Consider the following 24016-nt stretch of genomic DNA (forward strand, 5'->3'; position numbering starts at 1 on the left):
TTCTCCTTTTGTATGGTTGCGATGAGGTCAGAAGAGGGAACTCCTGTAAAAGTGGGTTCCCCCTAAGCCTGGCATAGATGTTAAGGAGGAGCGTCGTGACGCGATTTCTGGCCTATGTTGTAAGCTTGATAAATGTTCACCCGGTGGAGAAGGTCAATGGCGAAAACAGTGATGCAGGAATATCTGGTTCTGGGCGGCGAGCACCATGGCGAAGTCTGGCGCGGCGTTTACCCGGCGCTCTGGTTAACGCTGCCGGATAACGATAAACGCGGCGGGCAGTTTTATACGCGCGACAGCGGAGAGAAGATCGAGTTACGCCCGGACGCGCAGCTTTTTATTACCGAATGGAAATCGCCACAGGGTTCGACCTGGCTACTGATTGCCGAAGAAAATTTAACCGAATTTGATGTTGCCGATGAAATTGCCCGTATTTTCCCGCCTTTGCGCCCGCTGGATGGGCCGTCCGACGATTTCGCCTGAATCTGATACTGAAAGCGAGCCAGGCTGCCAGGCTTCTGGATAGTGCTCTTCATCTGTGGAAACCGAAACGGCGAGGAACATAATGAAACACGATGAGACATTGCCCGGCGTGGCTGAAAGGGCCTGGGCGCTGAATTTCGAAGCCGGGTTTCGGCGGGCCGGGGCTTTTGTGTTACTGACGATTATTGTCGCCGCGCTGAGCGGCGTTTTTTCCGGCGGCTATTTTAGCCCGGCAGACAAAAGTAATGCTCAGCAGACGCTGAAAATCCACTATGAACGATTCGGGCGTCTGCAAAACGCCCAGACGCTAAAAATCACCCTGCAAACTCAGGCGGCGAAGAGGTATGTCATCAGCCTTGGTGGCGCATTTAATGAGAATTATCAACACGGCAATGTCTGGCCCCAGCCCGACAGCATGTACAGCCGGGGAGAAACGCTGTATCTGGTTTATAACAACATCACCGGCAGCGGCGCTTTTACGGTGTGGCTGAATACCACGCCGGGCACACCGGGAAAATCGATTAACACCGTCGCCGTTAACGATGAACCGGGCATCCGGTTCTGGCAGTTCATTTATCCGTAGGAGAATAAAATGGAAATGGTGCTGCGGGCGTTGGCGATCTATTTAATCCTGTTACTGGTTTTTAAAGTGGTGGGACGCCGCGCGTTATTAGAGATGACCAGTTTTGACCTGATCCTGCTGTTGATCATCAGCGAGGCCACGCAACAGGCGCTCCTCGGCAACGACTTTTCCGTTACCGGTGCAATGCTGACCATTGTTACGCTGGTAGCGGTCGATATTTTGTTCGGGCTGGTGAAAAAATATCTCTCCGGGGCGGAGTCGGTCATTGATGGTTCGCCGGTTATCCTGGTTGAAAATGGCATTCCTCTTGTCGATAAACTGCAAAAAGTGGATGTCTCTTGTGATGATATTCTGGTCGCAGCGCGACAGAATCAGGGCATTACCGAGTTGAGTAAAATCCGTTATGCCATTCTCGAACGCAACGGGCATATCTCCATTATTCCCGTTGAGGGGTAGACACAATCCTTCTTAATTCTTTCGGGCTTCGCCGCGTTTTGGATTTTTATGCTATTCGGCCTGTTTGCCCGGCCCGCCAGCGCGGCGTGTCTTGCCGGGCAAAAAAACACCAGTACAATGATCAGACGCTGAATTCTCCCTTCTGATAGCAGGCCGCCATGATCGTCATAAAAACCTTTTTCCTGAGCCTGCTGTGCATCACGCTGCTCTCCCTTGCCGTCAGCCTCGCCCAGGCGATGCACCAGCGGGACACGCGCACGCAGCAAGGGTGGTGGGATGCCCGGCGTGATTCAGCCGGTATTGCGCCTGATGCGCGTAAAAATGCCCAACTCGCCATCGTGCAGGTTTATGCCGCACCCACCTGGGGCTGGAAAGGCGCGGTGGCGGTGCATCCGTGGATCATTTTCAAACGCGCCGGTGAAACGCACTATAACCGCTACGAAGTGATTAGCTGGGGCGCAGGCGATAAAGTGCGGCGTAACAGTAATATTCCTGATGGCTACTGGTACGGCGCACAGCCGCGCTTGCTGGTCGATCACCGTGGCCCGCAGGCCGAAGCGATGATCCCGCAGATTGAAGCGGCGATTGCTTCTTACCCGTGGCCGCAGACCTACCACGCCTGGCCTGGGCCAAACAGCAATACGTTTCTCGCACATATCGGGCGCGAAGTCCCGGCGCTGAAGCTGGATCTGCCCGCCAATGCGGTCGGCAAAGATTTCCGCTCGCTGCGCAATCCGATTGGCCTGCCACCCTCCGGCCGCGGCGTGCAGGTCTCCCTGCTCGGTGTTGCGGGCGTAACGCTGGGGGCGGAAGAGGGGTTTGAACTCAATCTACTGGGGCTGAATGTCGGGCTGGGTTTCACGCCGCTGCGCCTGCGTTTGCCGTTTATCGGCGGCCTTGGCAGCAATAATTTGCAGAAAGAGACCGCGGAACGCGCTCAGTGAGCAGGGCGTTCCGCTGCCGCGGTTGAGCTTGTTCTGGCTTAGCGTCAGCCTGCAATAACGGCCTTCAGGGGCGCAGAATAATGCGCCCCAGCACGCGGTTCTCTTCGGCGTAACGGTGGGCTTCCACCACCTCCTGTAGCGCAAACTCGCGATCAATAAGCACCCATAACGTGCCATCACGCGCCTGCGCCAGCAGCGTGTCGACGGAGGCTCTGGCCTGTTCGTTAGCCAGTTCGCGCCCCCAGAACAGCCCGCTCAGCGTCTGATTGGCCTGCTGTAACGCCGCTAAATCGGCGCGGGTACTGCCCCCAGCGTTACCGGCCAGCACCACCGTTCCGCCTTCACGCAGGCAGGCGAAGGACTGTTCAAGCGTGGAGCCTGCCAGATCCAGCACGCTGTCCACGCCGCGCTGTTGGGTGAGCGTTTGCACCTCGGCCACAATATCCTGCTGGCGGTAATCGAGCGCCACATCAAGACCCAGTTCGTGAAGTTTTGCCACGCGGGCTCTGCCGGAAAGTGTCGCCAGCACGCGCGCGCCGCGCGCTTTCGCCAGTTGAATGGCGGCCACGCCAACGCCGCCCGCACCGCCCTGGATCAGCAGCGTTTCGCCAGCCTGAAGATGAAGACGGGAAGAGAGCGCCCAGGCGGCGGTACCAAAGCTAACCGGGATCACGGCGGCGGTCACCACATCCAGTCCATCAGGGATAACCCAGCTCCATGCGGCGGGCACAGCGCGGTATTGGGCATGTGAACCGCTAAGCGCAATGGTGGCAACGCGCTGGCTGGGCTGGCGGTTTTGCACATTTTTACCCACCGCCACAATGGTGCCCGCCGCCGAATAGCCGGGGACAGTGCCCTGCGAAGAAGGGGCGGCGGTGGCGCGATTAATCACATCGCCGCCTTCAAGGGCGATTGCTTCAACCTTAATCAACACCTCATCTGCGCCGCAAATGGGTTGCGGCACATCGATATAGCGCAATACGTCCGGTTTTCCGGGCTGAAAATAGACAGCGGCTTTCATCTTTTCTCCTCGCTATAACGCGAAGGGTTCGCGCAGGTTAATGTTCTGGTCAGGCAAAGAATAGCCGCATACAGCCATAATTGAATATTCTGATGTTGGTTATAGATATCTGTTTTTCCAATAATAATTGCACTGCTATTGCGCGCATATGTTCAGAAAGAGTGCAGGTGGTTTTTGAAAAAACACCCGGCAAATAGCATTTTTGTTTAAAAAACAACATATTGAATTTCTGGCATGCCGCTTGCTGATTGAATTCCATCTTGTATACCAGCAGGAATTCAACGATGGCGTTAATGACAGGAAAAACACTGGCTGCATGGCAGCAGCGCATCCGGCAGGAGAGTGAGTCGGTTTATTCGCTTTTAAAAGCGCATATTGATGCTTTATCCCTTGAGGATAATGCCTGGCTGGTGATCGCCAGCGACGCGCAGTTGCAGGCGCAAATTAATGCGTTACTGCCGCTGTACCGCAATAATCCCGATGCGTTTCCGCTGTTCGGCGTGCCTTTCGCCGTCAAAGACAATGTGGATGTGGCGGGCTGGCCGACCACGGCGGCGTGCCCGGCGCTCAAATTTATCGCTGAAAGAGATGCCACCGCCGTTGCCCGGTTGAAAGCGGCCGGGGCGATTGTGATTGGTAAAACCAACCTCGATCAGTTCGCCACCGGGCTGGTCGGCACGCGTTCCCCCTACGGCGCAGTGCCGAACACCTTTGATCCCGCGTATGTCAGCGGCGGCTCCAGTTCGGGGTCGGCTTCCGTAGTGGCGCGCGGCCTGGTGCCGTTTGCCTTTGGCACTGACACCGCCGGTTCGGGGCGCGTGCCTGCCGGGTTTAACAATATTGTCGGACTGAAGCCGACCAAAGGCTGGCTCTCGGCAACCGGCGTGCTGCCCGCCTGCCGTCTGAATGACACGCTGTCGGTGTTTGCCCTGACGGTGGAAGATGCGTTTTACATCGCGACGCTGGCGGGCGGCGCAGACAGTGAAGATGCCTACTCGCGGGTTAACCCGGCAACAGCACCAGCGGCCATCCCGCAAAACCCGGTTTTCGCCATCCCGGCAGAGCTGCGTTTCTTTGGCGATACGCAGGCTGAAGCCGCCTGGCTGAGCGCGCTGGAGGCATTGCGCACCAGCGGCGCGACGTTGCAGCCGATTGATTTCTCGCCGTTCTACCAGCTTGCCGAGCAGCTTTATCAGGGGCCGTGGGTGGCGGAACGTACCGCCTCTGTCGGCGAGATGCTGCACCATCCGGAGCAGATGGACCCCACGGTGCACACTATTATTTCCGCCGGGTTGAACTACAGCGCGGTGGATGCCTTTAACGCGGAGTACCTGCGTGCAGAGCTGGCGCAAAAAATCCAGCACGCCCTGAGCGAGGTTGATGCGCTGGTAGTACCGACATCGCCCACCATCCGTACGCTGGAAGAGATAAAGCAGGAACCGATTCTCTTCAACTCGCAGTTTGGCACCTACACCAACTTTACCAATCTGGCGGATCTCTGTGCGCTGGCCTTGCCTGCGCCGTTTCGCGCCGACGGTTTACCGGCCGGGATCACGCTGATCGCTCCGGCCTGGTATGACCGCGCGCTGGCGGATTTCGGCCTGCGCTGGCAACAGCAACTGGCACTGCCGCTTGGTGCGACCGGCCAGCCATTCACCCCACCAGCGGCGGCATTACCGGTTTCTCAACACCATGTTCGCGTTGCCGTGGTGGGCGCGCATCTGCGCGGCATGCCGCTGAATTTCCAGCTCACCACCCGTGATGCCGCGTTTGTCGAAGCCACCGAAACCGCGCCGTGCTACCGGCTGTATGCGCTGGCAAACACCACACCACCCAAGCCGGGTATTGCCCGCCAGGCGCAGGGCGCAGCCATTGCGGTGGAGCTATGGGATATCCCACTGGCGCGCTTTGGTGAGTTTGTCGCAGAGATCCCCGCGCCGCTCGGTATCGGTTCGCTGGAGCTGGCCGATGGACGCTGGGTGAAAGGGTTTATCTGCGAACCGGCAGCGCTGCACGATGCCACCGACATTACTGAATTTAAAGGCTGGCGTAACTGGATTGCCCGCCAGGAGAGCAAACATGTTTAACACTGTACTGATTGCCAACCGGGGCGAAATTGCCTGTCGCGCCATCCGCACACTGCAACGTCTGGGTATCAAAAGCGTGGCGGTCTATTCCGGCGCGGATAAAAATGCAGAACATGTTAAACAGGCCGATATTGCCGTGGCACTCGGCGGCGAAAAGGCCAGCGACAGTTACCTGCGTATCGACAAAATTATCGCCGTAGCGCAGGAAACGGGCGCGCAGGCTATCTGGCCGGGCTACGGATTTTTGTCGGAAAGCCTGCCGTTTGCCGCCGCCTGCGAACAGGCGGGCATTGTTTTTGTCGGCCCGACTGCACAGCAGATTGGCGAGTTTGGGCTGAAACACCGGGCGCGCGAGCTGGCCGCCGAGGCGGGCGTGCCGATGACGCCGGGCACCGGTCTGCTCGACTCGCTGGACGCAGCGCTTGCAGCCGCAGCGAATATTGGCTATCCGGTGATGCTGAAAAGCACGGCGGGCGGCGGCGGTATTGGTCTGACGCGCTGCGCCGATGCGCAGGCGCTCCATGATGCCTGGGAGAGCGTGCGGCGGCTTGGCGAACAGTTTTTTAGCGACGCCGGCGTGTTTGTCGAGCGCTGCATCGATCGCGCACGGCATATTGAAGTGCAGATCTTTGGCGACGGCAAAGGCAATGTCGTGGCGCTCGGCGAGCGCGACTGCTCATTGCAGCGCCGCAACCAGAAAGTGGTGGAAGAAACCCCGGCGCCGAACCTGCCAGCCACTACCCGTGAAGCGCTGCTCAGCGCGGCGGTGCAGCTTGGCAAACTGGTCAATTACCGCAGCGCGGGCACCGTGGAATTTATCTACGACGCGCAGCGGGATGCGTTCTACTTTCTGGAGGTCAACACCCGTTTGCAGGTGGAGCATCCGGTCACCGAGTGCGTTACCGGGCTGGATCTGGTCGAGTGCATGCTGCGCGTGGCGGCGGATGAAGCGATTGACTGGGCGCGTCTGCAACAGGCACCGCAGGGCGCGGCCATCGAAGTGCGTATCTACGCCGAAAACCCGCTGAAAAACTTCCAGCCCAGCCCCGGTGTTTTAACCGAAGTCGCTTTCCCGCCGGATGTGCGTGTGGATACCGGGGTGACCACCGGCAGTGAAGTGTCGGCATTTTACGACCCGATGATCGCCAAACTGATTGTACAGGGTGCCAGCCGCGAAGAGGCGCTGGCAAAACTGCAGGCTGCGCTCGACACCACTCGCCTGCATGGCATTACCACGAACCTGGATTATCTGCGCCAGATCACCGCCAGCGAAGCCTTCCGTAATGGCAGCATGTGGACGCGGATGCTCGACAGTTTTGAAGCGCACGCGGCGGTGATTGAGGTGCTGCAACCGGGCACCTGGAGCAGCGTTCAGGATTATCCGGGTCGCCTTGGTTACTGGGATATCGGCGTGCCGCCTTCCGGCCCGATGGACGATTTTGCTTTCCGCCTGGCCAACCGCATTGTCGGTAACCACGACGCGGCGGCGGGGCTGGAGTTCACCCTGCAAGGCCCGGTGCTGCAATTTCACAGCGCAGCGGTGATCGCTCTGACCGGGGCGGATTGCCAGGCGACGCTGGATGGCGAAGCGGTGCCATTATGGCAACCGATCACCGTTAACGCCGGACAGATTCTGGCGTATGGGCGCGCGCAGGTCGGCTGCCGCGCGTATCTCGCGGTACGTAACGGCATTGATGTGCCGCAATACCTTGGTAGCCGCTCCACCTTTGCGCTCGGGCAGTTTGGCGGCCACGCCGGACGCACGCTGAAAGTCGCCGATTTGCTGCCGATTTCACGCCCGCAACTGGCCGCCTGCACCACGCCCGCGCCGGTGAGCGAACCCCAGGCGATAAGCCCGTCGCTGATCCCGGAGTATGGCGAACTGTGGCGCATCGGCGTGCTGTACGGGCCGCACGGCGCGCCGGATTTCTTTACCCAGGACGCGATCGACGAGTTCTTCGCCAGCGACTGGCAAGTGCATTACAACTCTAACCGCCTCGGCGTGCGGCTGGTCGGGCCGAAACCAGGCTGGACGCGGCCAAACGGCGGCGAGGCCGGTCTGCACCCCTCTAACGTTCACGACTGCGAATACGCCATCGGCGCGATTAACTTTACCGGCGACTTCCCGGTGATCCTCACCCGCGATGGCCCAAGCCTCGGCGGTTTTGTCTGCCCGGTGACCATCGCTAAAGCAGAGTTGTGGAAAGTCGGGCAGGTCAAACCGGGCGATCGCATCCGCTTCTACCCGATCAGCGTGGAAGAGGCGGTGGCGCGGGAAAAAGCGCAGGAGCGCAGCATTGAGACGCTGCATGCCAGCCATCTGGCGGAATTCGCCACGCCATCCCTTGCCGATCGCGACGGGGTTTCCGCCACCGCGCTGGTGTCGCTGCCCGCTGCTGCTGGCGCGCCTGCGATTGTCTATCGCCAGGCCGGGGATAACTACATTCTGATTGAGTATGGCGACAACGTGCTGGATCTGGCGCTGCGTCTGCGCGTTCACCTGTTGATGGAACAACTGCGCAAACGGGCGCATCCGGGCGTGAAAGAGCTGTCGCCAGGCGTGCGCTCTTTGCAGGTGCGTTATGACAGTCTCGCTATTAGCCAGCAGGAACTGGTGGCGCTGCTGCTGGAGCTGGAGTCGCACATTGGCGATGTCAGCCAGATGAAAGTGCCGTCACGCATTGTGCATCTGCCGATGGCGTTTGAAGACAACGCCACGCTGGATGCGGTCAGCCGCTACAAAGACACGGTGCGCGCGACAGCGCCGTGGTTGCCCAACAATGTGGACTTTATTCAGCGCATCAACGGTCTGGCGAGCCGCGAAGCGGTGAAGGCGACGATTTTTGACGCCAGCTATCTGATCCTGGGCCTTGGCGATGTCTATCTCGGCGCGCCCTGCGCGGTGCCGATTGATCCACGCCATCGTCTGCTGAGTTCCAAATATAACCCGGCGCGCACCTTTACCGCCGAAGGCACCGTCGGGATCGGCGGGATGTACATGTGCATCTACGGCATGGATTCCCCCGGCGGCTATCAACTGGTGGGCCGCACGCTGCCTATCTGGAACAAGTTCCTCAAAAACGCGCAATTTGCCGCCAACGAGCCGTGGCTGCTGCACTTCTTCGACCAGGTGCGTTTCTACCCGGTAAGTGAAGCGGAACTCACCCAGTTGCGTGACGATTTCCGTGAAGGCCGCGCCACCATCCGCATTGAAGAGACGGTGTTTGATTTCCCGCAGCATTTGCAGTTCCTGCGTGATAACGCCGCCGACATTGCCGAATTCCGCACCCGCCAGGCGGAAGCCTTCGAGGCGGAAGTGGAGCGCTGGCAACTGGACGATCAGGCCAGCGTAGCGGAAAGCCTGCCGCCGGAAGCGATCGCCGAGGATGACGACGCATTGCCGGTGTGCGCCGATATGAGCGGCAACATCTGGAAAGTGCTGGTTAATCCCGGCGATGCGGTGACAGAAGGCCAGCCGCTGGTGATCGTCGAAGCGATGAAGATGGAGCTGGCCATCAACGCGCCACAGAGCGGCAAGGTTAAACGCATAGCCTGCCAGCCGGGGCGTCCGGTCAGCCCTGGCGACACGCTGCTGTGGCTGGAATAAGGGAGACGGATGATGAGCGAAAAGGGCAGTAAAAAACGCGCCGTCGGTCTGGCGGAGCGCATTTATCACGAACTGAAAAACGACATCTTTGATTTTCGCTTAATGCCGGGCGCGCATTTCAGCGAAAACGAGATTTCCGAGCGGATGTCCGCCAGCCGTACCCCGGTACGGCAGGCGCTGTTCTGGCTTGAACATGAAGGGTATGTGCAGGTTTACTCGCGCAGCGGCTGGCAGGTGAAACCTTTTGATTTCAATTATTTCGAGGCGCTGTACGACTTTCGTATCGTGCTGGAAAGGGAAGCGGTGCGTCGCCTGTGCGGCATGCCGCCGGGCATCTGTTCAGAACATCTGGCGCCGCTGGTCAGCTTCTGGATCGACGCGCCGCGCATGGAGCCGAGCAAAGCGTTATCGCTGCAGGATGAGCAATTTCACACCACGCTGGTACGCGCCAGCGGCAACAGTGAAATGGTACGGGTACATGTGGAGTTGACCGAGAAGATGCGCATCATTCGCCATCTTGATTTCACCCGCAATGACCGTGTGGATGCGACCTACAACGAACATGCCCGTGTTTTACAGGCGATCCTGAAACAGCAAACCGAGGAGGCGCAGCGCATTCTGACCGAGCACATTTCTCAGAGCAAAGCCGAGGTCAGGAAAATCACCTTACACATGCTCCAGCAGGCAAGTTTACAACCCGTTTCACCGTAGCCGTGGTTCCGCCCCTTCGTCCGGCGGGGAATTTTAATCACTCAATATCATTTAGGGGTTTTGTAATGAAAAGACGTTCTTTACTGAAAGCTTTTGCCCTGTCAGCCACTTTTTTGAGCATGGGCTTGTCGTTACAGGCATACGCAGCAGACACCATCAAAGTGGGGATCATGCACTCTCTCTCCGGCACCATGGCCATTTCAGAAACGCCGTTGAAAGACATGGCGCTGATGACCATTGATGAAATTAACGCCAAAGGCGGCGTGCTGGGTAAAAAGCTGGAGCCGGTGGTGGTCGATCCCGCCTCTAACTGGCCGCTGTTTGCAGAAAAAGCGCGTCAACTGTTGACCCAGGATAAAGCCGCGGTGGTTTTTGGCTGCTGGACCTCGGTTTCGCGCAAATCGGTGCTGCCAGTGTTTGAAGAGCTGAACGGCCTGCTGTTCTACCCGGTGCAATATGAAGGGGAAGAGATGTCGCCGAACGTGTTCTACACCGGCGCGGCGCCAAACCAGCAGGCGATCCCGGCGGTGGAATACATGATGAGTGAAGACGGCGGCAGCGCAAAACGCTTCTTCCTGCTCGGCACCGACTATGTCTACCCGCGCACCACCAACAAAATTCTGCGCGCCTTCCTGCACTCCAAAGGCGTACAGGATAAAGACATTGAAGAAGTCTATACCCCGTTTGGTTACAGCGATTACCAGACTATCGTTGCCAATATCAAGAAATTCTCCGCAGGCGGCAAAACGGCTGTGATTTCCACCATCAACGGTGACTCCAACGTGCCGTTCTATAAAGAGCTGGCGAACCAGGGCATCAAAGCGACCGATGTGCCGGTGGTGGCCTTCTCGGTCGGCGAAGAGGAACTGCGCGGTATCGACACCAAACCGCTGGTCGGCCATCTGGCGGCGTGGAACTACTTTGAGTCGGTCAGCAACCCGGTGAACACCAAATTTGTGGCGGATTACCGTGCCTATGCCAAAGCGCACAAACTGCCGAACGCCGATACCGTAGTGACCAACGATCCAATGGAAGCAACCTATGTCGGCATCCATATGTGGGCGCAGGCGGTTGAGAAAGCGGGAACCACCGACGTGGATAAAGTCCGTGCGGCGATGGCTGGCCAGACGTTTGCCGCGCCAAGTGGCTTTACGTTGACCATGGATGCCACCAATCACCACTTACACAAACCAGTGATGATTGGCGAAATCGAAGAGAACGGTCAGTTCAATGTGGTGTGGAATACCGATAAGCCGATCCGCGCCCAGCCGTGGAGCCCGTACATTGCGGGCAACGATAAAAAACCGGATTACCCGGTAAAAACCGGCGGTAAATAAGCCCGTGCGGTACGTGTCAGGGGCAGGCGTACTGCCCCTGACAGTGGTTGAATGTTCCGGCCTGGCCGGATAACCATCAAAAGACGCTGACACATGAAAATATTCCCGGCTTTGGGCTTTCTCCTTTTCGGCTGCCTGCTGATGACCGCGACGGCGCAGGCCGGGCCTGCCGCTGATTATGGCAAGGCCAGCCGCACGCAGCAGGCGCAACTGCTTCAGCAGTGGTCTGCCGCGCCGGAGGCATCGCGTTTGCCGTTGTTGCAGGCGCTGAATGACGAAACGGTGGTCACCGATGCGAATGGTCAACTCTTCAGCGAGCAGAACGGCAAACTAACGGCGCTGGAAGGCGACGCAGCGCCTGCGGGTGCGACGAAAAAAGTGTTTATGAATAACCGCATTCGCGGCCTGGTGGCCAGCGCGCTGGCAACGCACCAACTGGTCAGCCCGGACGACAGCGTCCGCCTGCGCGCGGCATTGACGTTGCAAAACAGCGCGCAGGCCGATCAACTGCCGTTTCTCAGCGCACGGCTGGCGGCGGAAAAAAACGACGGCGTACATACTGCGCTCGCCATTGCGGTGGCGAACCTGCAACTTGCTGATAGCCGCGCCGAACGGCGTTTGCAGGCGGTGAAACTATTGGGCGAAGCCAGCGATCCGCAGGTGCAGGCCAGCCTGCAACGTCTGATGCAGCCGCAAAATGAGCCGGACTCCGCGGTGCGTGAAGCCGCCGCTGACAGCCTGAAGCAGGTACAGCAACGCCTGAGATGGGGCGACTGGCTCGGACAAGCGTTCAGCGGGATTTCGCTCGGATCGATCCTGCTGCTGGCGGCGCTGGGGCTGGCGATCACTTACGGTTTGCTCGGCGTGATTAATATGGCGCACGGCGAAATGTTGATGCTGGGCGCGTACTCCACCTGGCTGGTGCAGGATCTGTTTCAGCGCTTTGCCCCCGACTGGCTGGCGATTTACCCGCTGGTGGCGCTGCCGGTGGCATTTTTTATCACCGCCATCATTGGCATGCTGCTGGAGCGCACCATTATTCGTCATCTCTACGGACGGCCGCTGGAAACCCTGCTCGCCACCTGGGGAATTAGCCTGATGCTGATTCAACTGGTGCGCGTGCTGTTTGGCACGCAGAACCTGGAAGTCGCCAACCCGGCATGGCTCTCCGGCGGCTGGTCGGTACTGCCGAACCTGGTGCTGCCCTGGAACCGTATCGCGGTGATTGTGTTTGTTATCGGCGTGCTGATCCTCACCTGGCTGCTGCTGAACAAAACCCGCCTCGGCATGAACGTGCGGGCGGTGACGCAAAACCGCCGCATGGCGGATTGCTGCGGTGTACCGACCGGGCGCGTCGATATGCTGGCTTTCGGTTTAGGTTCCGGTATTGCCGGGTTGGGCGGGGTGGCGCTGTCGCAACTCGGTAACGTCGGCCCGGAACTGGGACAGGGCTACATTATTGACTCTTTCCTCGTGGTGGTAACCGGCGGCGTCGGACAACTGGCGGGCACGGTCGTGGCGGCGCTGGGCCTCGGCGTGCTGAACAAAGTCCTTGAGCCGCAAATCGGCGCGGTGCTGGGCAAGATCGCGATCCTGGTATTGATCGTGCTGTTTATTCAGAAACGACCGCAAGGGTTGTTTGCATTCAAAGGGCGGGTAATTGACTGATGAGCCAACCTATTACGTTAACTATCGCCCGACGCGCGCCGCGCCTGACCTGCATGCTCGCTTCACTGCTGCTGGCCGCGTTGCTGATCCTGCCCTTTTTCGCGCTGCTTCCGGCGGAAAATCCGCTGGCGATTTCCACCTATACGCTGACGCTGATTGGCAAAATTCTCTGCTACGCCATTGTCGCGGTGGCGCTGGATCTGGTGTGGGGCTACGCGGGGCTGCTGTCGCTGGGGCACGGGTTGTTTTTCGCCCTCGGCGGTTATGCGATGGGAATGTATCTGATGCGCCAGGCCGCCGGTGACGGGCTGCCGGCGTTTATGTCGTTTCTCTCGTGGACGGAATTACCGTGGTTCTGGGCCGGAACGCAGTACTTTGCCTGGGCGCTGTGCCTGGTGATCCTGGTGCCGGGCCTGCTGGCACTGGTGTTCGGCTATTTCGCCTTTCGCTCGCGCATTAAAGATGTCTACTTCTCGATCATGACCCAGGCGCTGACCTACGCCGGGATGCTGCTGTTTTTTCGCAACGAAACCGGCTTTGGCGGCAACAACGGCTTTACCGGTTTTACCACGCTGCTCGGCTTTCCGGTATCGGCAACCGGTACGCGCATCGCGCTGTTTGTGGCAACGGTGCTGCTGCTGGCAGGATCGCTGGCGATTGGCGTGATGCTGACGCGCAGCAAGTTCGGCCGGGTGCTCACTGCCGTGCGCGACGCGGAAAACCGGCTGATGTTCTGCGGCTACGATCCGAAAGGCTACAAGCTTTTCGTCTGGACGCTCTCCGCCGTGCTGTGCGGGCTGGCGGGCGCGCTGTATGTGCCGCAGGTGGGGATTATCAACCCCAGCGAAATGTCGCCGACCAACTCGATTGAAGCGGCGATTTGGGTGGCGCTCGGCGGGCGCGGTTCGCTGATTGGGCCGATCCTCGGTGCCGGGATCGTGAACGGCGCGAAGAGCTGGTTTACCGTTGCTTTCCCGGATGTGTGGCTCTTTTTCCTTGGGTTGATGTTTATTCTTGTGACGCTGTTCCTGCCGCGCGGCGTGATTGGCCTGCTCAAACGGAGGAAGCATGACTGATTCCCTTTTTACCCAGCCGCAGTTGCAGGACCGCTACCGCGAAACTACCGATCCGGTGCTGCAACTGGAAAAAATCAACGTCACCTTTGATTCGTTTCGCGCATTGACGGATTTGTCACTGTCGATTGGCGTGGGGGAACTGCGCTGCGTGATCGGGCCAAATGGCGCAGGCAAAACCACGCTGATGGATATCATTACCGGTAAAACACGGCCGGACAGCGGCACGATAACCTACGATCAGAACATCGATCTTACCGGGATGTCGCCGGTGGACATTAGCCGTGCGGGCATTGGGCGTAAGTTCCAGAAACCCACGGTGTTTGAAGCGTTAAGCGTGACGGAAAACCTCGAAATTGCGCTGAAAATGGATAAGTCGGTGTGGACCAGCCTGCGCGCCAGGCTCAGCGGCGAGCAGCGGGATCGCATTGATGAAGTGCTGCTGTTGTTGCGGCTGACCGAGCATCGACATCGCCCGTCCGGGCTGCTTTCCCACGGGCAAAAACAGTTTCTGGAAATTGGCATGCTGCTGGTTCAGGAACCGCATTTGCTGTTGCTGGATGAGCCCGCCGCCGGTCTGACGGATGCCGAAACGGATTATATTGCCGAGCTGTTTCGCACGCTGGCGGGCAAACACTCGCTGATGGTGGTGGAGCATGATATGGGCTTTGTCGAAACCATTGCCGACTATGTGACCGTGCTGCATCAGGGGCAAGTGCTGGCAGAAGGTTCGCTGCGCGAAGTACAGGCCAACGAGCAGGTTATCGACGTTTATCTGGGGCGCTAATATGTTGCAGGTGAAAGAGTTAAACCAGTATTACGGCGGCAGCCACATTTTGCGTGGCTTGTCGTTCGAGACCACGCCGGGTGAAATTACCTGCCTGCTGGGGCGCAATGGTGTGGGAAAAACCACGCTGCTGAAGTGCCTGATGGGGCTGATCCCGGCGAAATCCGGCACGGTTCACTGGCAGGGCAAACTGATCAATAACAGCAAGCCGCACCAGCGGGTGCAGCAGGGGATCGCCTACGTTCCGCAGGGGCGGGAGATTTTCCCCCGTCTGACCGTCGAAGAGAATCTGCTGATGGGGCTGTCGCGCTTTTCGGGACGCCAGGCGAAAACTGTTCCCGACGAGATTTACGATCTCTTCCCGGTGCTGCGCGAGATGAAGCAGCGGCGGGGCGGCGATCTCTCCGGCGGGCAACAGCAGCAGCTTGCCATCGGGCGGGCGCTGGCCTGCAAGCCACAGTTGTTGCTCCTCGACGAGCCGACGGAAGGTATTCAGCCCTCGGTTATCAAGGAGATTGGCGCGGTGATCCGCAGCCTGGCGAATCGCGGCGATATGGCCATTCTGCTGGTGGAGCAGTTTTACGATTTTGCCGCCGAGCTGGCCGATCAGTATCTGGTGATGTCGCGCGGCACCATTATCCAGCGTGGGCGCGGCGATGAGATGGAAGCGCAGGGCGTGAGACAACTGGTGGCGATTTAAAGGGTAGGCGTTCCTGCCGGTTATTCCGTCGGCAGGAACGGTTTACTCAGACTTTGACCAGCTTCAGCCGCTGGTTCTGCCCCTGGAGCTGGATATAGCGTTCGAAAAGGTGGTGTTCCACTTGCTGGCCGCCATTCAACTGGGCGAGAAAATATTCTGCGTCCGCTTTAGTGGCGAAGTTTTCATGTCGCCAGTCACCTTCAAGGTTGTACAGCAGGCCAAAAGCTTCGCTGCACGGTAGCCGTATCTGGAATGTGGCTGCCAGCTCGCCCTGCATATAGCCGGTGAGCTGAAGCATTGCCGTTTCGCTGTGATAAAACGCGATACCGTCCCGGGCTTTGTTGTTATGCCACTGGCACTCGGGCATTAAATAACAGCTCCCGCCGACAGGCACATTTCCGTCGCTGGAGGGCGTCATATGACCGCCGACGGAAAAATCGGGATGGCTGGTGCCAACCGGAACAGCATTGGTAATATAGCAAGGGCTGCCTGACGGAATGCCTTTCGCAATGAGTAAATCCTTCCAGCTTTTATCTTTATATCCCGGCACTCTTTTGGGATCCGCTGTACTGCCATCAACGTTATAAAGTGTGCCGCTAATATTGACGACACTGGCACCGGTAGAGGTAATGACTTCATCCTCATTGCTCACCAACTGGATAAATTCATTAATTTTCTGCCTGTCATATTGTTCTTTGTCCATTTCATTCCCCTTCTGAAAGGAATTATAAAGAGGGAAGGGCGTGCGGGATAAAATAATGGCCTCACACCTTTCCCCGCTGTTGTTAACGCTTAACTGTTGCTGGCGACAACCCAGCTATTATTTCTTTGCAGCGTCACATCAAGTTCATAACTGCCCATCGGGAACGTTAATTGCTGCGCATTGCTGATATCGCTGATCTGAATAACCTGGCCGGGGATATAATTACCATAAGTGATCCAGTACGTCGGCGTAACAGAAAATACCAGATCCATATTCGGCTGCGCTGGCTGGACAAATGTTCCTGCGCCCGACATGGCGATCCCGACTGCGGCGCTATTAACGGGGTTAATACTTTCATGGCCGGTAATAAATAATGTGCCATTACGCCCGCCATTATTCAGCCCGGTAAAATTGTAAGCGCCGTTGCTGTACATCAGCGTGATATTATTATTGCCGGAGGGATCGCACGGAACGCTTTGCGATGCTGTGAATACGCTGCCCACATTCAGCGGCCCTGAATCATCCCAGACAAAGCTGTAGTCAATTCCCCACTCGAAAGAGAGCAACGTGCCGGGAAAGGCCGATTTTGTCAGCCAGGCCAATGACATAATATTCGGATTACTGATGTCCGGTAATGACTGATAGATACAGAAAGAGCCAAAAATCGTTGAATTATTGGTAACATTGACAGTGTATTGCTGAGACATAATATCCACCTTGTTTATTGAGTGAAAATAAAACGTGATGACAACTGCCTGCTTACAGATAGGTATTTCGTGATTTTATGAGCCTTATACTCCTCATGGTGACGCCAAACGTTTTCACTAACGATTTTGGTGAAACCTGGTCCTGCATCGCTATCTGCATGGCCGCGCGACGAATGGCCACGAATACGCCCCATGCTGATGGCATTTCGATGTTCCCGGCCGAATCCGCATATTTGCATAACCGGGAATACTGTTTTTTGGGAATGTCAATCTCGTATAATTTATAAAATTTTGATGCATCCTTGGGGATATATATTTTTCGCCCGCCATGATGAGAAATGAGCTGAAAAAGGGATTTAAACCCGCAGGTACCTGCAATCTCTGAAGCCGCCCATGGCATCGCAGATAAAACATGTTCCTTATGCTGTTCGCAGAACTGCACTAACTCCCTTTCGTTTTCAGAGCTTATTGCTGGCAAGCCGGAAAATAGCAAAGGATAATCCTGTAATAAAACATCGTGTATTGTATTATTCACATTTACCTCATGCCGATGGTCTTATTTCGTAAGGGCTACCACAGTTGTGAGATAAAGTATTAACCGCGAATATCCATGGCAGCACGGAGGAAGTGTTCCCCCGCAAAGCGCGCGGGTACAACAAGAGTAGTTGCACGATTACCCGATATATAATATGTGCGTGCTGAAAACGTTTATCGCGAATGCGCACACCGCGTAATGTATTACACGAGGGCTGTGGATTGCTGCGTGAATGAAGGCGAGAGGCGCGCAGTGATGAAGGGCGCGGCGTTATTAATTCGGAATTATCATGCGAAAAAGTCGCCGTTCGATATTAACCGATCTGCCTCTCGCGTTCATTTTTGCAAGGCAACGATCAATATCGTGACGCTTTTTAAGCAAAGGGGAAGTCAATGCGCTTTTCGAACGCTGGAATGCGCATTGGGGGAATATGCCAGCGCGAATGGCACCGATTTTGGGCTGGCCGGGGGATAACCGACCGCATTCAGGGCGTTGTCTGGCACACAACTTCGATATTATTGCCATCAGGATCAAAAACATAGGCTGCGTAGTACGACTCATGGTAGTGGCAACGTATTCCGGGAGAACCGTTGCTTTTCCCACCAGCCTGTAATGCAGCCTCCCAGAATTTATCCACTGTAGAACGGTCTTGAGCGGTGAACGCGATATGTACTGCTGCACCCGGTTTGTCATTATCATGCAGCCACAGGCGTGGATAGTACCCTGGGCCGAGCCCGTAACGTAAACCTCCCGTACGCGTCTGGCTCTGCGCGACGGCGATGATGAGCCGGAATTTCAGCGGCGCGAGTGCTTGTTCGTAGAAATGCCGGGATATAGTGGCATCGTTGACGGCTATTTCAATGTGATCAATAACGGACACGGTTCTCTCCTGCGCGTGTAAAAGGGGGAATAAGTCGCCTGCCGCGCCACCCATTATGCGTGCTGCCAACTTTTGTAGACAAATTCGAGGCTGTAGCCATCGGGATCGCGAACCTGCGCGGCGTAATAGCGTGGGTCATAGTGATGTTGTGCGCCAGGTGGGTGGATCTCCGTCGCCCCGGCAGCCAGCGCTTCACCCCAGGCCTGGTTAACCTGCGCCTGAGAGTTGGCAACAAAACCGACATGGACAGCGCCGGGGGAGGGCTCACCCTGGCGTAACCAGAAAAACATACGGCCATTCGCACCAAAGCCCTTCAGGTCGGGATGGCCCTGCGGGCCCTCTTTTCCGTCATAATCATGGCGAAGGTTAATGTCCAGAACAGGGAGTACCCTTTCATAAAAGTCTACCGATCGCGCGATGTCGCTGACGGTAATAAACAGATGATCCAGCATGCTGTGCTCCTGTTGTCAGATGATATAACTGCCCACAACCTGAAGGCGATTGACGGTTTTAGCGGCTGCTTGCTCGCTGTTACGCAGAGTAAAAATGACGCCGTACTCACGACTAGCCCACCTGGCTGTCGGATAACCAGACAAAGCGTACGCGGAGCAGGTGTTGCATGCTGATGCGATCCTCTTTAAACGTTGCCTGATACTGCTTTTATCTTGTTGCTCATCTGATGGCATGCTATTTATCGGCGATGGAAAATCAATTACACGAATTGCGCGAACTGGCATCGGTGGCGGGAAATCAACGCACTGAAACCGGCATTCCACGCCTTGCGATGGTGCAGGGTGAGATCCCTGAGCACCGGTTGTCTGCCGTTTATGAACCAATGATCAACCTGATTCTGACCGGCTCGAAAAGCATGTCAGTAGGGGACAGAACCTACCGCTATGACCCCGCAACCTATTTTGTGATGTCGGTGGATTTGCCTGCCATTGGCCGCGTTTACCCGGATGAGCAGACCGGGGCGCCTTATCTGGCTGTCAGCCTGACGCCGGATCCGGGGATCCTTGCTGATTTGCAGAACTGTTTGCCTGATTCTGGCTCCGCTGCGCTCTTTCATTCGGGATTTTCCGTTGCGCCAGTGACTGTGGAATTGCTGGATGCCTGGGTGCGCATGCTACGTCTGATGCGTACCCCGGAGGCGATCCCGGCTCTGGCTCCCGCCTATGAAAGGGAAATACTGTTCCGTGTGTTGCAGGGACCGCTTGGCTGGATGCTGCGTGATATTGCGCGACCAGAGTCGCATCTGTCGCGTATTTATACGGTGATTAACTGGATAAAACAGAACTATATGCAGGCCGTGCGGGTGGAAGCGCTGGCCGAAATGGCGGCACTCAGCGTTTCCGCGTTTCATCGCCATTTCCTGACGATTACGGCCCTCAGCCCGGTTCAGTATCAAAAACGGATAAGGCTGATGCAGGCGCGTGAAAAAATGCGTACAACAAACGCGAGTATCATGACAATTGCATTAGCGGTCGGTTATCAAAGCCATACGCAATTCAGTCGGGAATATGCCCGGCTGTTTGGTTTACCGCCTTCTGTCGATCGCCGACAAATACTGAAAAGGTAAGATCTCCAATAATCTGTGCCGGGAAAGGCGCTTTTATTTCAATCCACCATGTTGTGCACATCCTCTTTCTTCCGCGCTGTATCAACAACCACCTTCACTTTGGGTTTTGACAGCAGAATTTTGATCAGATCCTGGAAGTTGACCGGCTTATAGAAGTAGTAACCCTGCAGGAAAGTGATGTTGTTTTGATTCAGGTAATCGAGCTGTTCTTTCGTTTCGACGCCTTCGGCGACAATGCTTAAAGAGAGTTTGCGCGCCAGATCCAGCACGCAGTCTAAAATCCGCGTCGAGTCCTGCTCGGCATTCACTCTGGCAACGAAACTCTGGTCGATTTTAATGTAATCGATATGCAGATCGTGCAGGTAAGAAAGCCCTGAGTAGCCAGTACCGAAATCATCCAGCGCGATAACAAATCCATTTTCATGCAGGACATTTAGCCGTTGTACAAGATCTTCATCCACGTTTAAGGGTTCGCGTTCGGTGACTTCAATCACCAGATTGAGCGCAGGGTGTCTGAAACTCTCTTTGAATTTCAGACACTCCGCGACAAAATCGGGCGAAGTGATATGGGACGCACTGAAGTTAATACCGATGTGAAAACCTTCCGGCAACCGGTGGGCAATGGCGTTCATATGGGCCACGACCTGCCGCATCAGGCTTTGCGTAAGCGGTATGATCAGATCTGATTTTTCGGCTAAAGGGATAAAGGATGCGGGCGGAATATAGCCGGATCGCGGGTGTTTCCAGCGCGCCAGCACCTCGACACCGCGCAGGGTTCCCTCTCTGCCATTCACCACTGGCTGGTAAAAAGGCACGATCTCACCGTTGGTAATGGCCCGGCGCAATGTCTCTGCCGGCGTGGCATTTTTATTCAGGTACTTAATCAGCGCGTAGGCCGTCGCGCAGGAGATTAACAGGATGAAAATCAGGATGCCCGGCCCCAGCGAGACGAGCCGGAACAAGCTAAACAGCGGCGGTTGATTGTAGATGATACTGAAGGGATAGGCTTTCGAATTGGCTTGTCCCGAAGGGGGCGTTTTTTCGCTAAGCGCGGCAATATCCCCCGACAGACCGATAACATGATTCCCGACGCGCAATCTGTAGATAACACCCTCTAACGGTGCATTCAGCGCCTCGCGAATATGCTGATCGCTGATGGTGACCAGCACGCGGCTCGCGGCAAATCGCGTTTGATAGACGAGGAATGGCTGTTCGTTTGCTGCGTCCTCTGCCGGTGCGAGAAACAGACTGGCCGCAGACATTCTGGGAATACGCGCCAGCAGCCCGCGATTTCCCGGTAGCGATGAGCACCAGACTTCCCCGCCTTTAACAATCAGGATTGTGCGCAGATGTGGTTGCAGGGCAGCTTCAGTGCCGAGCTGAAATTGTCCCTCCGGATCGCATCCTTTACCCGCGATGTCAACGGCGAGACGGGTAGCATGGGACGCTTCATCAAGAATGTTGTTGATGTTATTCACCGCGTATCTGGCTCCTTCAAGGCGATCTGCCCGGGTGGAGAACCAAAGCTGCATATTAAGAATAAAAACGCCGGTAATAAAAAGAAGCACAGCCGCGATTAGAGGAATAAGGGCATTGCGCATCATCGTGTCCTGGGGCGAAGGGAGTGATTTCTCTTGTCAAAATGTCAGTACAAAAAGCATGGTCGAGAGACGCTGAAATCGCCAGCGCACGGCGGGTATCGCTATGGCTGAAATGGTGTTGCTGCGCTATTACGTTATGGTAAACACCGGAGAATTTACGCCTCTTTTTTGCTGACAACCCAACAACGTCGGCAATTAGCTTTGACGGCGAGTGAATAGTCTCAACAATTAATGCTGGCACCTGAAAATCGCCTGTCAGAATCTGCATGAATGATAAAATAAAATTAACGCTAACGCAGATAAGATAATTTGCTGAGGCATTCATGAATGAGCATGATAGCTATTATCATTTCAACGCCAGGGTATATAAAAATCAGTAGATCCTGGATTTTACTCATTCACTCTTAATGTGGCGTTAAGGCTGACAGAATAAATTAACACCTGCTCAACGCGATTTTTTTAATATCAGCAATGCCGGGCAGATTCATTCACGGATAAAAGGAAAACATCATCATGCATCTGGAACTACACAGCATTGGAAGAGTGGGGTGGCTCCGGGCGGCAGTGCTGGGTGCCAATGATGGCATTGTGTCGACGGCCAGCCTTGTTCTCGGTGTTGCGTCTGCAGGGAGCTCCTCCTCTGGGGTGTTGCTGGCGGGCGTTGCCGGGCTGGTTGCAGGCGCCATGTCAATGGCGACCGGAGAATATGTTTCCGTCTCATCACAAGCTGATACCGAAAAGGCCGCGCTGGCACAGGAAAGGAGGGAGCTGGCGACGGATTATGAGGGGGAGGTACAGGAACTGACGTCACTGTATAGGCAACGAGGGCTGGCGCCTTCGCTTGCCCGCGAGGTTGCGGAACAACTGATGGCAAAGGATGCGCTCGACGCGCATGCCCGGGAAGAACTGGGCCTGACGGAGACGAATTCAGCACAGCCGCTGCAGGCTGCAATTTTTTCAGCCATCAGTTTTTCTGCCGGCGCGGTGTTGCCGGTTCTGGTGGCGTGGTTAACGCCGGCACCGCTGGTTTTGCTGTTCGTCATCCTTTCCACGCTTTTTTCACTGGCGCTCCTCGGCTATATCTCGTCGGTCGCAGGCAAAGCGCCGCCGGTGAAAGCCATTATTCGAATCACCTTCTGGAGCGCCATGGCGATGGCTTTGTCGATGGGTGCGGGTTCGCTCGCCGGACAGGCGCTGGCTTAGATAATCGTTTCATTCTCAGGACAGAAAAAAATGAAGAAATACTCAGGTGGGCAGATAGCACTACACTGGCTGGTTTTATTGCTAATCGTGATCGCATATGCCGCGATGGAATTCAGGGATATTTTCCCAAAAGATTCTGTCGGTCGTTACTGGATGGCAATAACTCATTACACTTGTGGTGTCAGTGTATTTATTCTGATGTTAATCAGAATGGTATTTAGATTTATTTTCCCGGAACCGCCGGTTGTTCCCGCGCTGCCACAATGGCAAAAGCTCAGCGCCACCGTTGTACATTTTGTTTTATATGCGCTGTTTATTTTTCTTCCGCTGCTGGGGGTGGTGTCGCTCTATTACGGCCAGAAAGAGTGGAGTTTTCTGTTTATTAACATGCCGATTGCGGCGGAAAAAAATAGTGTACTGCAACATAGCCTGAAAGAGGTTCATGAATTACTGGCTAATACGGGCTATTTTATCATCGGCTTGCATGCGGCGGCGGCGCTGCTGCACCACTATATACTGCGGGATAATACCTTGCTGAGAATGATGCCTGGCAAGCGCCCGGATTAACCGGGTTTTCTCAGGACGGAAAAGAAGCAACATTCTGCGCGCTTCTTACTCATCACCCGCGCTGGCTGCCGGTACGCCAGCGCGTGGTGCTGAAAGTTACCTGAAGGAGCAGGGCAACGGCGCTGCTCAGACTTTGAGCATTTTCACCGTCGTATCAATGTCGATTTCATCTTCTGAGAAAATGGAGGTTGTGCCCTGAAAAGTGGTGATCGCCAGTTTTTTCACTGAGCGCATTTCACCCGGTTTCGTGGTGGTTTTCGGCCGGATGTTTCCCATTAGCAGACCCACAGACAACACGGCATTTTCTTTATCGATGCGGGCATCAGCGGGGACTTCTTCGCTGTACACCAGATACGATTTGATCGACGCAAGCTTAAAACGTTCGCCTGCGATATAGATGTATTTGCTGTCAGGGATGACTTTCACGGCGTAAGCCGATAACCCTTTGTTATTGGTGGTGGGTTCGAAAGTCACCGCGGCATCTTTCTTAATTAGTTCAGGGTTAGCGACCTTAATCACATGAAAATAGCGGTTATCGCCGTTTTCATCTTTGATAAAGCCAAAACCTTTATCTTTAAACCACGTTGTGATCGTTCCGTTCATCGCTGTACCGCCTGGTTAATCGTTTATCTACTCAGTTTTTTGCAGCGCGCAGTGTAAAGCACAATGCCTGCGCAGGCCATGCCTGGTTAAGTGTGAATGATAAATTTCTGCTCTGCGAGTGAGGAAAGCCTCGGAACGCGAAGCTGCAGGGGGAAAACGCCGATCGCGTCCGTTTAAACCAACG

General features: G+C 55.9%; 25 protein-coding genes. 16 read left to right on the forward strand and 9 right to left on the reverse strand.

Going from position 1 to position 24016, the window contains the following annotated elements; genetic code table 11:
• The first annotated feature begins 156 nt into the window (after nucleotides 1–156).
• The 4 genes from Y71_RS11710 (at nucleotide 157) to Y71_RS11725 (ending at nucleotide 2463) form a co-directional block, all read left to right on the forward strand.
• The gene (locus tag Y71_RS11710) at nucleotides 157–480 is read left to right on the forward strand and encodes a hypothetical protein (protein WP_007371791.1); all 324 of its coding nucleotides are present in this window, start codon (nucleotides 157–159) and stop codon (nucleotides 478–480) included.
• A gap of 82 nt (nucleotides 481–562) precedes the next feature.
• Complete coding sequence (locus tag Y71_RS11715) at nucleotides 563–1063, forward strand: hypothetical protein (RefSeq protein WP_007371792.1); 501 nt, start codon at nucleotides 563–565, stop codon at nucleotides 1061–1063.
• 9 nt (nucleotides 1064–1072) lie between these two features.
• A complete protein-coding gene (locus tag Y71_RS11720; protein ID WP_007371793.1) occupies nucleotides 1073–1519 on the forward strand; it encodes a DUF421 domain-containing protein in 447 nt (148 codons plus the stop codon).
• 158 nt (nucleotides 1520–1677) lie between these two features.
• Nucleotides 1678–2463: a DUF3750 domain-containing protein gene (locus Y71_RS11725; protein WP_007371794.1), complete on the forward strand. Its 786-nt coding sequence runs from the start codon at nucleotides 1678–1680 to the stop codon at nucleotides 2461–2463.
• A 64-nt stretch (nucleotides 2464–2527) separates the two neighbouring features.
• Here the strand turns inward: Y71_RS11725 and Y71_RS11730 are convergent, their stop codons facing one another.
• Nucleotides 2528–3484 (reverse strand): quinone oxidoreductase family protein, encoded by a 957-nt coding sequence (locus Y71_RS11730; protein ID WP_007371795.1) that lies wholly within the window; start codon nucleotides 3482–3484, stop codon nucleotides 2528–2530.
• A 284-nt stretch (nucleotides 3485–3768) separates the two neighbouring features.
• On the opposite strand from Y71_RS11730, the gene atzF reads away from it, so the two are divergent.
• From atzF to urtE, 8 genes are all read left to right on the forward strand, one after another.
• Nucleotides 3769–5571, forward strand: a complete 1803-nt coding sequence (atzF, locus tag Y71_RS11735; protein ID WP_007371797.1) for an allophanate hydrolase — start codon at nucleotides 3769–3771, stop codon at nucleotides 5569–5571.
• Nucleotides 5564–9178 carry an urea carboxylase gene (uca, locus tag Y71_RS11740; protein ID WP_007371798.1) on the forward strand — a complete coding sequence of 1205 codons (3615 nt, stop codon included), beginning with the start codon at nucleotides 5564–5566 and terminating at the stop codon, nucleotides 9176–9178. The genes atzF and uca overlap by 8 nt, the downstream gene beginning before the upstream one ends.
• A gap of 9 nt (nucleotides 9179–9187) precedes the next feature.
• On the forward strand, nucleotides 9188–9889 hold the full coding sequence (locus Y71_RS11745) for a GntR family transcriptional regulator (RefSeq protein WP_035888544.1): 702 nt from the start codon (nucleotides 9188–9190) through the stop codon (nucleotides 9887–9889).
• 65 nt (nucleotides 9890–9954) lie between these two features.
• Entirely contained in the window at nucleotides 9955–11226 is a 1272-nt protein-coding gene (urtA, locus tag Y71_RS11750; RefSeq protein ID WP_007371800.1) for an urea ABC transporter substrate-binding protein, read from the forward strand.
• A 93-nt stretch (nucleotides 11227–11319) separates the two neighbouring features.
• Nucleotides 11320–12894: an urea ABC transporter permease subunit UrtB gene (gene urtB / locus Y71_RS11755; protein ID WP_007371801.1), complete on the forward strand. Its 1575-nt coding sequence runs from the start codon at nucleotides 11320–11322 to the stop codon at nucleotides 12892–12894.
• Nucleotides 12894–13970 (forward strand): urea ABC transporter permease subunit UrtC, encoded by a 1077-nt coding sequence (urtC, locus tag Y71_RS11760; protein ID WP_007371802.1) that lies wholly within the window; start codon nucleotides 12894–12896, stop codon nucleotides 13968–13970. Before urtB ends, urtC begins: the two co-directional genes overlap by 1 nt.
• A complete protein-coding gene (urtD, locus tag Y71_RS11765) occupies nucleotides 13963–14754 on the forward strand; it encodes an urea ABC transporter ATP-binding protein UrtD (protein ID WP_035888540.1) in 792 nt (263 codons plus the stop codon). The genes urtC and urtD overlap by 8 nt, the downstream gene beginning before the upstream one ends.
• 1 nt (nucleotide 14755) lies before the next feature.
• Nucleotides 14756–15454, forward strand: coding sequence for an urea ABC transporter ATP-binding subunit UrtE (gene urtE, locus Y71_RS11770; RefSeq protein ID WP_007371804.1), 699 nt, complete (start codon nucleotides 14756–14758; stop codon nucleotides 15452–15454).
• Between the two features lie 46 nt (nucleotides 15455–15500).
• Here urtE and Y71_RS11775 read toward each other — a convergent pair whose 3' ends face one another.
• The 3 genes from Y71_RS11775 to Y71_RS11785 form a co-directional block, all read right to left on the reverse strand.
• A complete protein-coding gene (locus Y71_RS11775; RefSeq protein WP_007371805.1) occupies nucleotides 15501–16157 on the reverse strand; it encodes a hypothetical protein in 657 nt (218 codons plus the stop codon).
• Between the two features lie 89 nt (nucleotides 16158–16246).
• The gene (locus Y71_RS11780) at nucleotides 16247–16864 is read right to left on the reverse strand and encodes a RhiA family protein (protein WP_007371806.1); all 618 of its coding nucleotides are present in this window, start codon (nucleotides 16862–16864) and stop codon (nucleotides 16247–16249) included.
• Between the two features lie 52 nt (nucleotides 16865–16916).
• Nucleotides 16917–17399 carry a hypothetical protein gene (locus Y71_RS11785; protein WP_035888537.1) on the reverse strand — a complete coding sequence of 161 codons (483 nt, stop codon included), beginning with the start codon at nucleotides 17397–17399 and terminating at the stop codon, nucleotides 16917–16919.
• A 228-nt stretch (nucleotides 17400–17627) separates the two neighbouring features.
• Here Y71_RS11785 and Y71_RS11790 point away from each other — a divergent pair, with 228 nt between their 5' ends.
• Nucleotides 17628–17873: a hypothetical protein gene (locus Y71_RS11790; RefSeq protein WP_145954135.1), complete on the forward strand. Its 246-nt coding sequence runs from the start codon at nucleotides 17628–17630 to the stop codon at nucleotides 17871–17873.
• Between the two features lie 10 nt (nucleotides 17874–17883).
• Here the strand turns inward: Y71_RS11790 and Y71_RS11795 are convergent, their stop codons facing one another.
• Both Y71_RS11795 and Y71_RS11800 read right to left on the reverse strand, forming a co-directional pair.
• Nucleotides 17884–18279: a VOC family protein gene (locus Y71_RS11795; RefSeq protein ID WP_007371809.1), complete on the reverse strand. Its 396-nt coding sequence runs from the start codon at nucleotides 18277–18279 to the stop codon at nucleotides 17884–17886.
• A 53-nt stretch (nucleotides 18280–18332) separates the two neighbouring features.
• On the reverse strand, nucleotides 18333–18731 hold the full coding sequence (locus Y71_RS11800; protein WP_007371810.1) for a VOC family protein: 399 nt from the start codon (nucleotides 18729–18731) through the stop codon (nucleotides 18333–18335).
• A 248-nt stretch (nucleotides 18732–18979) separates the two neighbouring features.
• Between Y71_RS11800 and Y71_RS11805 the strand changes: the two genes are divergently transcribed.
• Nucleotides 18980–19858, forward strand: a complete 879-nt coding sequence (locus tag Y71_RS11805) for an AraC family transcriptional regulator (protein ID WP_007371811.1) — start codon at nucleotides 18980–18982, stop codon at nucleotides 19856–19858.
• Between the two features lie 38 nt (nucleotides 19859–19896).
• Here the strand turns inward: Y71_RS11805 and Y71_RS11810 are convergent, their stop codons facing one another.
• Complete coding sequence (locus Y71_RS11810; RefSeq protein ID WP_050998900.1) at nucleotides 19897–21459, reverse strand: EAL domain-containing protein; 1563 nt, start codon at nucleotides 21457–21459, stop codon at nucleotides 19897–19899.
• Nucleotides 21392–21784 carry a hypothetical protein gene (locus Y71_RS30370; protein WP_007371813.1) on the reverse strand — a complete coding sequence of 131 codons (393 nt, stop codon included), beginning with the start codon at nucleotides 21782–21784 and terminating at the stop codon, nucleotides 21392–21394. The genes Y71_RS11810 and Y71_RS30370 overlap by 68 nt, the downstream gene beginning before the upstream one ends.
• A 188-nt stretch (nucleotides 21785–21972) precedes the next feature.
• On the opposite strand from Y71_RS30370, the gene Y71_RS11815 reads away from it, so the two are divergent.
• The gene (locus Y71_RS11815; protein WP_035888532.1) at nucleotides 21973–22662 is read left to right on the forward strand and encodes a VIT1/CCC1 transporter family protein; all 690 of its coding nucleotides are present in this window, start codon (nucleotides 21973–21975) and stop codon (nucleotides 22660–22662) included.
• A 30-nt stretch (nucleotides 22663–22692) separates the two neighbouring features.
• Entirely contained in the window at nucleotides 22693–23229 is a 537-nt protein-coding gene (gene cybB, locus Y71_RS11820) for a cytochrome b561 (RefSeq protein WP_072439871.1), read from the forward strand.
• Between the two features lie 126 nt (nucleotides 23230–23355).
• On the opposite strand, the gene Y71_RS11825 is transcribed toward cybB, so the two are convergent.
• Nucleotides 23356–23832, reverse strand: a complete 477-nt coding sequence (locus Y71_RS11825; protein WP_007371816.1) for a cold-shock protein — start codon at nucleotides 23830–23832, stop codon at nucleotides 23356–23358.
• Between the last annotated feature and the right edge of the window lie 184 nt (nucleotides 23833–24016).

Origin of the sequence: Kosakonia radicincitans DSM 16656, from assembly GCF_000280495.2 — a bacterium.
Classification (GTDB): Bacteria; Pseudomonadota; Gammaproteobacteria; order Enterobacterales; family Enterobacteriaceae; genus Kosakonia; species Kosakonia radicincitans.

What these genes read in the sequence shown, in the direction of transcription:
- Y71_RS11710 (WP_007371791.1), top strand. Translation starts at nt 157, where the DNA reads ATGGCGAAAACAGTGATGCAGGAATATCTGGTTCTGGGCGGCGAGCAC.
- uca (WP_007371798.1), top strand. Translation starts at nt 5,564, where the DNA reads ATGTTTAACACTGTACTGATTGCCAACCGGGGCGAAATTGCCTGTCGC.
- atzF (WP_007371797.1), top strand. Translation starts at nt 3,769, where the DNA reads ATGGCGTTAATGACAGGAAAAACACTGGCTGCATGGCAGCAGCGCATC.
- Y71_RS11730 (WP_007371795.1), bottom strand. Translation starts at nt 3,484, where the DNA reads ATGAAAGCCGCTGTCTATTTTCAGCCCGGAAAACCGGACGTATTGCGC.
- cybB (WP_072439871.1), top strand. Translation starts at nt 22,693, where the DNA reads ATGAAGAAATACTCAGGTGGGCAGATAGCACTACACTGGCTGGTTTTA.
- Y71_RS11805 (WP_007371811.1), top strand. Translation starts at nt 18,980, where the DNA reads ATGGAAAATCAATTACACGAATTGCGCGAACTGGCATCGGTGGCGGGA.
- Y71_RS11745 (WP_035888544.1), top strand. Translation starts at nt 9,188, where the DNA reads ATGATGAGCGAAAAGGGCAGTAAAAAACGCGCCGTCGGTCTGGCGGAG.
- Y71_RS11725 (WP_007371794.1), top strand. Translation starts at nt 1,678, where the DNA reads ATGATCGTCATAAAAACCTTTTTCCTGAGCCTGCTGTGCATCACGCTG.
- Y71_RS11775 (WP_007371805.1), bottom strand. Translation starts at nt 16,157, where the DNA reads ATGGACAAAGAACAATATGACAGGCAGAAAATTAATGAATTTATCCAG.
- Y71_RS11720 (WP_007371793.1), top strand. Translation starts at nt 1,073, where the DNA reads ATGGAAATGGTGCTGCGGGCGTTGGCGATCTATTTAATCCTGTTACTG.
- Y71_RS11800 (WP_007371810.1), bottom strand. Translation starts at nt 18,731, where the DNA reads ATGCTGGATCATCTGTTTATTACCGTCAGCGACATCGCGCGATCGGTA.
- urtC (WP_007371802.1), top strand. Translation starts at nt 12,894, where the DNA reads ATGAGCCAACCTATTACGTTAACTATCGCCCGACGCGCGCCGCGCCTG.
- Y71_RS11825 (WP_007371816.1), bottom strand. Translation starts at nt 23,832, where the DNA reads ATGAACGGAACGATCACAACGTGGTTTAAAGATAAAGGTTTTGGCTTT.
- Y71_RS11810 (WP_050998900.1), bottom strand. Translation starts at nt 21,459, where the DNA reads ATGCGCAATGCCCTTATTCCTCTAATCGCGGCTGTGCTTCTTTTTATT.
- urtA (WP_007371800.1), top strand. Translation starts at nt 9,955, where the DNA reads ATGAAAAGACGTTCTTTACTGAAAGCTTTTGCCCTGTCAGCCACTTTT.
- Y71_RS11815 (WP_035888532.1), top strand. Translation starts at nt 21,973, where the DNA reads ATGCATCTGGAACTACACAGCATTGGAAGAGTGGGGTGGCTCCGGGCG.
- urtD (WP_035888540.1), top strand. Translation starts at nt 13,963, where the DNA reads ATGACTGATTCCCTTTTTACCCAGCCGCAGTTGCAGGACCGCTACCGC.
- urtE (WP_007371804.1), top strand. Translation starts at nt 14,756, where the DNA reads ATGTTGCAGGTGAAAGAGTTAAACCAGTATTACGGCGGCAGCCACATT.
- Y71_RS30370 (WP_007371813.1), bottom strand. Translation starts at nt 21,784, where the DNA reads ATGAATGCCTCAGCAAATTATCTTATCTGCGTTAGCGTTAATTTTATT.
- Y71_RS11715 (WP_007371792.1), top strand. Translation starts at nt 563, where the DNA reads ATGAAACACGATGAGACATTGCCCGGCGTGGCTGAAAGGGCCTGGGCG.
- Y71_RS11780 (WP_007371806.1), bottom strand. Translation starts at nt 16,864, where the DNA reads ATGTCTCAGCAATACACTGTCAATGTTACCAATAATTCAACGATTTTT.
- urtB (WP_007371801.1), top strand. Translation starts at nt 11,320, where the DNA reads ATGAAAATATTCCCGGCTTTGGGCTTTCTCCTTTTCGGCTGCCTGCTG.